Below are 9,324 nucleotides of genomic sequence, written 5' to 3' on the forward strand. Positions count from 1 at the left end.
GAGCGGTGGTGTGTTCGTGGGCACGAGAATCACAGAACCTCCTGGACGGCCCAGTCGGACATTTCCCCGAGGGTCTGGCTCGCCGTCGTCGTTGACAGTACTTTCCCTATGTGTCGGCTGTGTTTCCGCGAAAACACGGTAGAGACACAGGAGTCTAAATGGTTCCTAGGCCCGTCGCGGTACCAGCGGCTCGTGTCGGCGCTGTTGCGGGTCGGTGGCGGGCCTGCTCCGCTCCGGTCTCGGGAATGATCGCGTGCCTCGCGGGTTAAGATGTATCACCGGTGCTCGACGGCGAAACCGGCCCCCACTGTCGCAGCTTCATTCACTCAAAGGTGGCTCATGGACCAGCCGGATCCCTTCGGTTTCATCGGACTCACGTACGACGACGTCATGCTCCTGCCCGGGCACACCGACGTCATCCCGTCCGAGGCAGACACCTCGTCGCAGTTGACGAAAAGGATCCGGGTGGCGACGCCGCTCCTGTCCGCGGCAATGGACACCGTCACCGAATCCCGCATGGCCATCGCCATGGCGCGCCAGGGCGGTCTCGGCATCATCCACCGCAACCTGTCGATCGCCGACCAGGCGGCCCACGTCGACAAGGTCAAGCGCAGCGAGTCGGGCATGATCACCAACCCGGTCACCACGACGCCCGACGCGACCGTCGCCGACGTCGACGCCCTGTGCGGTCAGTTCCGTGTCTCCGGCCTGCCGGTCATCGAGCAGGACGGCACGCTCGTCGGCATCATCACGAACCGAGACATGCGCTTCGTCTCGAAGTTCGAGATGGCCAGCACGCTCGTGCGCGACGTCATGACGAAGGCGCCGCTCATCACCGCGGCCGAGGGCGTCGATCCCGACTCGGCGATCGCCATCTTCGCGCAGCACAAGATCGAGAAGCTTCCCCTCGTCGACGAAGCCGGTCGCCTCCGCGGTCTCATCACGGTCAAAGACTTCGACAAGACCGAGCAGTACCCGAACGCGACCAAAGACGACGCGGGCCGACTTCGTGTCGGTGCGGCGATCGGCTTCTTCGGCGACGCGTGGCAGCGCGCCCAGGCGCTCCGCGACGCGGGCGTCGACGTCCTCGTCGTCGACACCGCCAACGGCGAGAGCTTCGGCGAGCTCGACATGATCAAGCGCATCAAGGCCGACCCGACCTTCGCCGACATCGACGTGATCGGCGGCAACGTCGCAACGCGCTCGGGTGCCCAGGCCCTCATCGACGCCGGCGCCGACGCGATCAAGGTCGGCGTGGGCCCCGGCTCGATCTGCACCACTCGGGTCGTCTCGGGCGTCGGCGTGCCCCAGGTCACCGCCGTCTACGAGGCGTCGCTCGCCGCTCGCGAGGCCGGCGTTCCGGTCATCGCCGATGGCGGCCTGCAGTACTCCGGTGACATCGCCAAGGCCCTCGTGGCCGGCGCCGACACCGTCATGCTCGGCTCGCTCCTCGCCGGCTGCGACGAGAGCCCCGGCGAGATGGTGTTCGTGGGCGGCAAGCAGTTCAAGGCCTACCGCGGCATGGGATCCCTCGGAGCCATGCAGACCCGCGGCAAGAACACCTCGTACTCCAAAGACCGTTACTTCCAGGCCGATGTGCCGAGCGACGACAAGCTCATTCCCGAGGGCGTCGAGGGCCAGGTGCCCTACCGTGGCGCGCTCGCCAACGTCGTGTACCAGCTCGCCGGCGGGCTCCGCCAGTCGATGTTCTACGTCGGAGGCCGCACGATCCCCGAGCTGAAGGCCCGCGGCAAGTTCGTGCGCATCACCGCTGCTGGGCTCAAGGAGAGCCACCCGCACGACCTGCAGATGGTGGTGGAGGCGCCGAACTACCGTCGGTAGTCGCTGCGCCTGCGCCGCAATACGTCTGACGGACAACTCGACCTGCCGCGGCAGGTCGAGTTGTCCGTTTCGTGTCTGCCAGGGGTTATCCACAGGGGCAGTGTCGAGCCCCGCCTGAAGGTACGGCGTCGAGCCAGGCTTGGGTCATGAATCGACTCGAGGGTGCCACCGAAATCGTCCGGAGCGGCAGCGACGACGGCGCAACCAGGCGCGCTGTCGAGCGAGGGCTTCTGGTGCGGCTCGCCCGGGGCTGCCACGTCCGGGCCGTCGACTGGAGCGCGGCCGATCGAGACGAGCGATTCCGGTTGAGGATCCAGGCGGCACGGCTGGTGACGCGCGGCCGGTTCGTACTCTCGCACGCGGCAGCGGCGTATGCCTGGGGTCTGCCCTGGGTCGGCGACTGGCCTCGGCTCGTCGATGTCACCGACCCGGAGCGCAGCACCACTCGATCGACCACGGCGACACGGTGTCACACGGCGGCCCTCGAGGAGTCGGAGACGGTCTCGTTCGACGGCTTCCTGTTGACGTCGCTGGCACGGACCGTCATCGACGTCGCATTGACCGTGCCGTTTTCGCTCGGGGTGGTCGTCGCGGACGCAGCCTTGAACTCCGGCCACGTGATCGAGGGCCAGTTCACGGCAGCCCTCGACTCTCGGAGCGCCGCTCGGCGCTTCGCGTCGGCGACGCACGTCGTCCGGTTCGCCGACAGGCTCGCAGGGTCCGCGGCGGAATCTCTTAGTCGCGTCGGCGTTCACGCCCGCGGCGCACCCCGCCCACTGCTACAGAAGAAGTTTCACGGTTCCCACGGTGCGACGGCCTTTGGCGATCTCTTCTGGGAGGAGGTGGGAGTGCTCGGCGAATGCGACGGCGATCAGAATACCTCCAACCGAAGTTCCGGCCGGAGCGCTCGGTGGAACAGGCTCTGCTCGAGGAGAAAAGGCGGGGCGATTGGCTGCAAGCGCTTCCCGAGGTGCGACGGTTGGTGCGCTGGGGCTGGCGCGAAGCCTCGGATCCTGAGCTCCTGTCGCGGCGCCTCGCGCAGGTGGGCGTCCCCTTCGGCCCGCGGCGTCGGCCCGGCGACCCATGGTGACGACGCGTTGCGGACTAGGAGCCCGGCCGCGGCAGGTTGCGGAGTCCGCGATACGTGGGGCGGCAGGCCGGTAGGGTTGACGAGTGACTGAGGTAGAGATCGGCGTCGCCAAGCGCGCCCGCCGCGCATACGCGTTCGACGACATCGCGATCGTTCCGAGCCGCCGCACCCGTGACCCCCGCGACGTCAACCTCGGCTGGTCGATCGACGCGTTCCACTTCGAGACGCCGATCATCGCGGCCCCCATGGATTCCGTGGTGAGCCCCGCGACGGCCATCCGCATCGGTCAGCTCGGCGGCCTGGGCGTGCTCGACCTCGAGGGCGTCTGGACTCGCTACGACGACCCCGAGGCGGTGCTCGCCGAGATCCGCGGCCTGCCCGACGAGATCGCCACCGCTCGAATGCAAGAGATCTATGCGGCACCCATCCGGCCCGAGCTCGTCACGGCGAGGCTCGCCGAGATCCGCGCCGCCGGGGTCCCGGTCGCCGGCGCCCTCAGCCCGCAGCGCACCCAAGACCTGTACCAGACGGTGGTCGACGCCGGTGTCGACCTCTTCGTGATCCGCGGCACGACGGTCTCGGCCGAGCATGTGTCGAAGAACGCCGAGCCGCTCAACCTCAAGAAGTTCATCTACGAACTCGACGTGCCCGTGATCGTGGGCGGTGCCTCCACCTACACGGCGGCGCTGCACCTCATGCGCACGGGTGCGGCCGGCGTCCTCGTCGGGTTCGGCGGGGGAGCAGCCTCGACCACCCGAGCCTCGCTCGGCATCCACGCACCCATGGCGTCGGCGGTCGCCGACGTCGCCGGAGCACGCCGCGACTACCTCGACGAGTCGGGCGGCCGGTACGTGCACGTCATCGCCGACGGCGGTCTCGGCACCTCGGGCGACATCGTCAAGGCCATTGCGATGGGGGCTGACGCCGTCATGCTCGGTGCCGCCCTCGCCCGTGCGACCGACGTGCCGGGTGGCGGTTTCCACTGGGGAGCCGAAGCGCACCACCCCGAACTGCCTCGTGGCCGGCGCATGCACGTCGGATCGACCGGCACGCTCGAGAACATCCTGTTCGGCCCGGCGCCGACGACCAACGGCACGGCGAACCTCATGGGAGCCCTCCGCCGCTCGATGGCGACGACCGGTTACAGCGACCTCAAAGAGTTCCAGCGCGTCGAAGTGGTCGTCGCGCCGTACCACCCGCACTAGCCGCGCAGGTCGGGTCGAGCGGCGCGAGTTGCGGCCGTTCGGCTCGCACCGACGAGAAGCGCAGGATCCTGCGGGCCGGGTTCGCTGACAGCGTGCGCGGGGCGACCCGGTGCCGGGAAGCGCCGCCGCCGGATCCTTGTTGACCCTGTGGACAGGCCGGCTCGCCTCGATTTTCGCGACGGTAAGCTGAGACGACTGCCCCCGAGCTTCTGGAGACCAGCCCATGGTTGACGTGCGTCGTGTGAAACTCCCCGGTGTGGGAGTGCTTCACACCTTCATCACCGACGACGGTGGCAAGTGCGGAGTGATCACGCATCGTTCCGGCCACAGCGACCTCATCACGTTCAGCGACGATGCCGACGGCGACAACGTCACGAAGGTGTCGCTGCGTCTGAGCGAAGACGAAGCGCACACCCTCGCCGAGTTGCTCGGCGGCACCCGCATCACCGAGTCGCTGTCGGCGCTCGAGCAGATGCCGGGCCTCAGCATCGACTGGTTCACGGTCGACTACGACGACCACATCGCCGGGCAGCCGCTCGGCGACCTCGCAGCCAAAGGCGTCGTCGGTCTGACCGTCGTGGCGGTCGTGCGCGGTGAGACCGCCAACCCGGCGCCCTCGGGCGACTTCAAGGTGTTCCCGGGCGACACGCTCGTGGTCGCGGGTTCGCCCGAGAAGGTCGCGAAGGCGTTCCACTTCTACCGCAGCGGCGGCATCAAGTCGGCGGCCGGCGTGCCTGCGGGCGGCAGCACGCTCGTCGACGGCGGTTCGTCGCTCGACTCCCCGCCGGGGGTCTAAGCCGTATGCACCTGGGTCAAGAGCTCCTCGTCTTAGGAATCCTCCTCGTCCTGGCGTACATCCTCGGCCGGCTGGCGAAGCTGATCGGCCTCCCGACGATTCCCGTCTACATGGTCGTCGGTCTGCTCGCGAGCCCGCACGTCGGCTGGTTCCCCCTCGACTTCGAGTCCGACAAGATCGAGCTGATCGCGATCTTCGGGTTGATCCTCCTGCTGTTCAACCTCGGGCTCGAGTTCGATCAAGACGAGTTCTTCGGCAACGTCGGCAAGCTCGTGCTTTCGGGTGGCAGCTACATAGCCGTCAATATGGTCGTCGGCCTGGCCTTCGGCTTCTGGGTCGGCTGGGGCACGCGCGAGGCGCTCGTGATCGCGGGCATCACGGCCACGTCGTCGTCGGCGATCGTCACCAAGCTGCTGATCGAGCTCGGTCGGTTGGCGAACCGCGAGACGCCGATGATCCTCGGCATCACCGTCGTCGAAGACATCTTCATCGCGATCTACCTGGCCATCGTCTCGGTCGTGCTCAGTGGCGAGACCGCGCCGTGGCCGGTCATCGGCAAACTCGCGATTGCGTTTCTGTTCCTCATAGTGATGTTCACCATCGCGAGGTGGGGCGGCAAATGGGTCTCGAAACTCATGCGCACCAAAGACGACGAGCTCTTCACGATCCTCTTCTTCGGGCTCGCCGTCATGTTCGCGGGGATCGGCGAAATTCTCGGCGTCACCGACGCGATCGGGGCGTTCCTGATCGGTCTGGTCTGCGGGGCGACGCGGTTCCGCAACCGCATCGAGACCTTCGCGCTCCCGATGCGCGACGTCTTTGCGGCGTTCTTCTTCTTGAACTTCGGCCTCGCGCTGAACCCCGGCACCTTCCCCGCGGTGGTCTGGCCCGTGATCGCGGCCGTCGTCATGACGATCGTGCTCAACGCGGGTGCCGGCCAGTTCGTCGCGTGGCTCAACAAGCTCGGGCCGCAGGCCGGAATCAACGCGGCGGCGATTCTGCACAATCGGGGCGAGTTCGCCCTGATCCTTGCGACGCTCTCGCTGGGGGCGGGGCTCGACGACCGCATCCAACCGTTTGCCGGTCTCTACGTGCTCATCATGGCCGTCATCGGGCCGCTGCTCGCCGCCAATTCCGAGAAGATCGGAGGCGTACTCTTGCGCAAGAAGAAGAAGGCCGCCCGGGCGAACGCGAAGCAGCAGGTCGTGCCGCGGGGCAGCGAAGAGATCGCGCTGATGGAGGCGGCCCTCGCCGGTGAGACCCCCCGGCAGAGTGCCGATCTCGACGACGACCTCGAAGCGGTGGCGCTTGCGGTCCCCGTCGACACCAACGAGTTCCTCTACGGCACCGACGACGACGAGGTCGACGCTGCGGCCGAGCAGGCCAGCCAGCAGTCCGACCACCGAGCAACACGGCAGAGAGACCCCGAATACTGATGCGCGACGACCAGGTGAGACCGCTTCCCGACAGCATGTGGGAGGTCGCGCGTCGACCGCGCTGGATCGGCATGCTCGCCCTCGCCCTCGGTGTCGCCGCCCTCTTCGCCTGGCTCGGGCACTGGCAGCTCGATCGAAGCGTCGACAGCCTCAAGCCCGTCAGCACAGGATCCGAGACCAGCACCCCCCTCTCCGACCTCACGTCGCCCCAGAGTAAATACCTCGATAAGTTCACCGGCCAGAAGGTGACGGTCACGGGCGCGTTCGACAAAGACGACTTCCGCGTCATCAGCGGCCGCCTCAACCACTCCGACAGCGGCTACTGGCTCGTCGGCCGCTTCGTCGACTCCTCGACGGGCGGCTCGCTTGCCGTTGCGCTCGGCTGGGGTGCGACTGCCGCCGACGCGCGGGACGCGATCTCGTCGGTGCCGGTGGCCCCGACCACGACCGCGCTCGCCGGGCGGTACCTGCCGAGTGAGGCCGCATCCGAGGGCAAATTCCAGGAGGGGCGGGAGACGGTCGTCGCCGTACCGCAGCTCATCAATCAGTGGAGCGACTTCTCGGGCGACGTCTACAACGGCTATGTCGTGGCCGATCGCCCCTGGGGCGACCTGACGGCGATCTACTCGCCGCCTCCGATCGACAAGACGTCGATCAACTTCTTGAACCTCTTCTACGCGATCGAGTGGGTGGTCTTCGCCGGCTTCGCGATCTTCCTCTGGTTCCGTCTCGTGCGAGACGCCTTCGAGCGCGAGATCGAGGAGGCCGAAGAGGCCCATGCGCTGCTCGAGGGCGGTTCTCCCCAGGCATCGCTTCACGCCGACTGACCCCTGATCCGCCTCGATTAGACTGGCTCCCATGCCCCTGAAGCCTCGGCCGCGCAATATCCCCAAGATCCCGGGGGCGGTGCGCCTGTACAAGATCTCCGCCTACGTCACCGGTGTGATGCTGCTGCTGCTCTGCTTCGAGATGCTGTTGAAGTACACCGGCCTCCAGACCGAGATGGCCATAGGCGATCCTCGCGGCTTCTTCGTGCGCGAGGGCACCATCCGCAGCCCAGCACTCGACCTGTCGCTCGGCATCCTCATCGCCCACGGCTGGCTGTACGTCGTCTACCTGTTCACCGACTTCCGCCTGTGGAGCATCATGCGGTGGCCGTTCTCTCGGTTCATCCTCATCGCTCTCGGCGGGGTCATCCCTCTGATGTCATTCTTCGTGGAGCGCCACATGGCCAAGATCGCCCTGACCGAATACGAGGCGCTGCAAGCAGAGCGCGAGACGGCGAAGGCCACCGCATGAGCGACGAGACCGTGCAGAAGCCCGTCCTCGTCGTCGACTTCGGTGCGCAGTACGCCCAGTTGATCGCCCGACGCGTTCGCGAGGCCGGCGTGTACTCCGAGATCGTGCCGCACACCATCACCGCGGCCGAGGTCGCGGCGAAGAGCCCGGTCGGCATCGTCCTCAGTGGCGGCCCGTCGAGCGTCTACGAAGAGGGTGCGCCGGCCCTGGACGCCGGCATCCTCGACCTCGAAGTGCCCGTGCTGGGCATCTGCTACGGCTTCCAGGCCATGGCCGTCGCCCTGGGCGGCGAGGTGGCGAAGACGGGCGCCCGTGAATACGGCGCCACCGACGTGACCGTCTCGGGCACCGAGTCGACACTGCTCGATGGTCAACCTGCCGCACAGACGGCGTGGATGAGCCACGGCGACTCCGTTTTGAAGGCGCCCGAGGGCTTTGAGGTGCTCGCCTCGAGTGCGTCGACCCCCGTGGCCGCGTTCGCCTCCGACGCCCGACGTCTGTACGGCGTGCAGTGGCACCCCGAGGTCAAGCACTCCGCCCACGGGCAGGCCGTGCTCGAGAACTTCCTGCACCGCGCGGCAGGCATTCCCGCCGACTGGAACAGCGGCAACGTCATCTCCGAGCAAGTGGCACGCATCCAGGAGCAGATCGGTGCGGGGCGCGTTATCTGCGGTCTCTCGGGCGGGGTCGACTCGGCCGTTGCCGCGGCGATCGTGCACAAGGCCGTCGGTGACCAGCTCACCTGCATCTTCGTCGACCACGGCCTGCTGCGCGCCGATGAGCGCACTCAGGTCGAGAACGACTACGTCGCTGCCACGGGTATCCGTCTCATCACGGTCGACGCCGAGCAGCAGTTCCTCGACGCTCTGGCGGGAGTCTCCGACCCCGAGCAGAAGCGCAAGATCATCGGTCGTGAGTTCATCCGGTCCTTCGAGGAGGCGGCCACGGCCCTCGTTCTCGAAGCCGACGCCTCGGGCGCTGGCGAGCCGGTCAAGTTCCTCGTGCAGGGCACGCTCTACCCCGACGTGGTCGAGTCGGGCGGCGGCACCGGCACCGCGAACATCAAGAGCCACCACAATGTCGGCGGCCTCCCCGAAGACCTGCAGTTCGAGCTCGTCGAGCCGCTCCGCACCCTGTTCAAAGACGAGGTCCGCGCCATCGGTCGCGAGCTCGGGCTTCCCGAGGTCATCGTCGGCCGCCAGCCGTTCCCCGGGCCAGGCCTCGGTATCCGCATCGTCGGCGAGGTCACGCACGAGCGTCTCGAGCTGCTTCGCGCTGCCGACAAGATCGCCCGTGCCGAGCTCACCGCGGCGGGCCTCGACAACGAGATCTGGCAGTGCCCGGTCGTGCTCCTCGCCGACGTCCGGTCGGTCGGCGTCCAGGGCGACGGGCGCACCTACGGTCACCCCATCGTGCTCCGCCCCGTCTCCTCCGAAGACGCGATGACCGCCGACTGGACTCGCCTGCCCTACGACGTGCTCGCCAAGATCTCGAACCGCATCACGAACGAGGTCGCCGGCGTCAACCGCGTCGTGCTCGACGTCACGTCGAAGCCGCCGGGCACCATCGAGTGGGAGTAGCGGCGCGCAGCTAGCTGGCTGCCTGGCTCCGAGCTGCACCGCTTTCGGCCCGCGACACCGCCTTTCGGCGGTGTCG

9 protein-coding genes are annotated in these 9,324 nt (G+C 67.6%); 8 read left to right on the forward strand and 1 reads right to left on the reverse strand.

Features of this window, described 5'->3' with window-relative positions:
• The first annotated feature begins 339 nt into the window (after positions 1-339).
• Positions 340-1,842, forward strand: coding sequence for an IMP dehydrogenase (guaB, locus tag ASF54_RS15440; RefSeq protein ID WP_055965083.1), 1,503 nt, complete (start codon positions 340-342; stop codon positions 1,840-1,842).
• Positions 1,843-2,311: 469 nt separating this feature from the next.
• Here the strand turns inward: guaB and ASF54_RS16575 are convergent, their stop codons facing one another.
• Positions 2,312-2,479: a hypothetical protein gene (locus ASF54_RS16575; protein ID WP_157510226.1), complete on the reverse strand. Its 168-nt coding sequence runs from the start codon at positions 2,477-2,479 to the stop codon at positions 2,312-2,314.
• A gap of 222 nt (positions 2,480-2,701) precedes the next feature.
• Here ASF54_RS16575 and ASF54_RS16580 point away from each other — a divergent pair, with 222 nt between their 5' ends.
• The 7 genes from ASF54_RS16580 to guaA all read left to right on the forward strand — a co-directional run bounded on the left by ASF54_RS16580 (position 2,702) and on the right by guaA (position 9,248).
• Positions 2,702-2,932, forward strand: coding sequence for a hypothetical protein (locus ASF54_RS16580; RefSeq protein WP_157510227.1), 231 nt, complete (start codon positions 2,702-2,704; stop codon positions 2,930-2,932).
• Between the two features lie 83 nt (positions 2,933-3,015).
• Positions 3,016-4,137 (forward strand): GuaB3 family IMP dehydrogenase-related protein, encoded by a 1,122-nt coding sequence (locus ASF54_RS15450; RefSeq protein WP_055965089.1) that lies wholly within the window; start codon positions 3,016-3,018, stop codon positions 4,135-4,137.
• Positions 4,138-4,393: 256 nt separating this feature from the next.
• Positions 4,394-4,933, forward strand: a complete 540-nt coding sequence (locus ASF54_RS15455) for a cation:proton antiporter regulatory subunit (protein WP_233572912.1) — start codon at positions 4,394-4,396, stop codon at positions 4,931-4,933.
• Positions 4,934-4,938: 5 nt separating this feature from the next.
• Positions 4,939-6,369, forward strand: a complete 1,431-nt coding sequence (locus ASF54_RS15460; RefSeq protein ID WP_055965093.1) for a cation:proton antiporter — start codon at positions 4,939-4,941, stop codon at positions 6,367-6,369.
• Positions 6,369-7,196, forward strand: coding sequence for an SURF1 family cytochrome oxidase biogenesis protein (locus ASF54_RS15465; RefSeq protein WP_055965096.1), 828 nt, complete (start codon positions 6,369-6,371; stop codon positions 7,194-7,196). Before ASF54_RS15460 ends, ASF54_RS15465 begins: the two co-directional genes overlap by 1 nt.
• A 31-nt stretch (positions 7,197-7,227) precedes the next feature.
• Positions 7,228-7,668: a DUF3817 domain-containing protein gene (locus ASF54_RS15470; protein WP_055965098.1), complete on the forward strand. Its 441-nt coding sequence runs from the start codon at positions 7,228-7,230 to the stop codon at positions 7,666-7,668.
• The gene (guaA, locus tag ASF54_RS15475) at positions 7,665-9,248 is read left to right on the forward strand and encodes a glutamine-hydrolyzing GMP synthase (RefSeq protein WP_055965101.1); all 1,584 of its coding nucleotides are present in this window, start codon (positions 7,665-7,667) and stop codon (positions 9,246-9,248) included. The genes ASF54_RS15470 and guaA overlap by 4 nt, the downstream gene beginning before the upstream one ends.
• The last annotated feature ends 76 nt before the right edge of the window (positions 9,249-9,324 follow it).

The sequence above is a fragment of the Frondihabitans sp. Leaf304 genome, from assembly GCF_001423105.1.
Lineage (GTDB): Bacteria > Actinomycetota > Actinomycetes > Actinomycetales > Microbacteriaceae > Frondihabitans.

Bases quoted from the DNA above. Each gene is read 5' to 3' on its own strand.
- guaA (WP_055965101.1), top strand. From the start codon at position 7,665: ATGAGCGACGAGACCGTGCAGAAGCCCGTCCTCGTCGTCGACTTCGGT.
- guaB (WP_055965083.1), top strand. From the start codon at position 340: ATGGACCAGCCGGATCCCTTCGGTTTCATCGGACTCACGTACGACGAC.
- ASF54_RS15470 (WP_055965098.1), top strand. From the start codon at position 7,228: ATGCCCCTGAAGCCTCGGCCGCGCAATATCCCCAAGATCCCGGGGGCG.
- ASF54_RS15460 (WP_055965093.1), top strand. From the start codon at position 4,939: ATGCACCTGGGTCAAGAGCTCCTCGTCTTAGGAATCCTCCTCGTCCTG.
- ASF54_RS15465 (WP_055965096.1), top strand. From the start codon at position 6,369: ATGCGCGACGACCAGGTGAGACCGCTTCCCGACAGCATGTGGGAGGTC.
- ASF54_RS16580 (WP_157510227.1), top strand. From the start codon at position 2,702: ATGCGACGGCGATCAGAATACCTCCAACCGAAGTTCCGGCCGGAGCGC.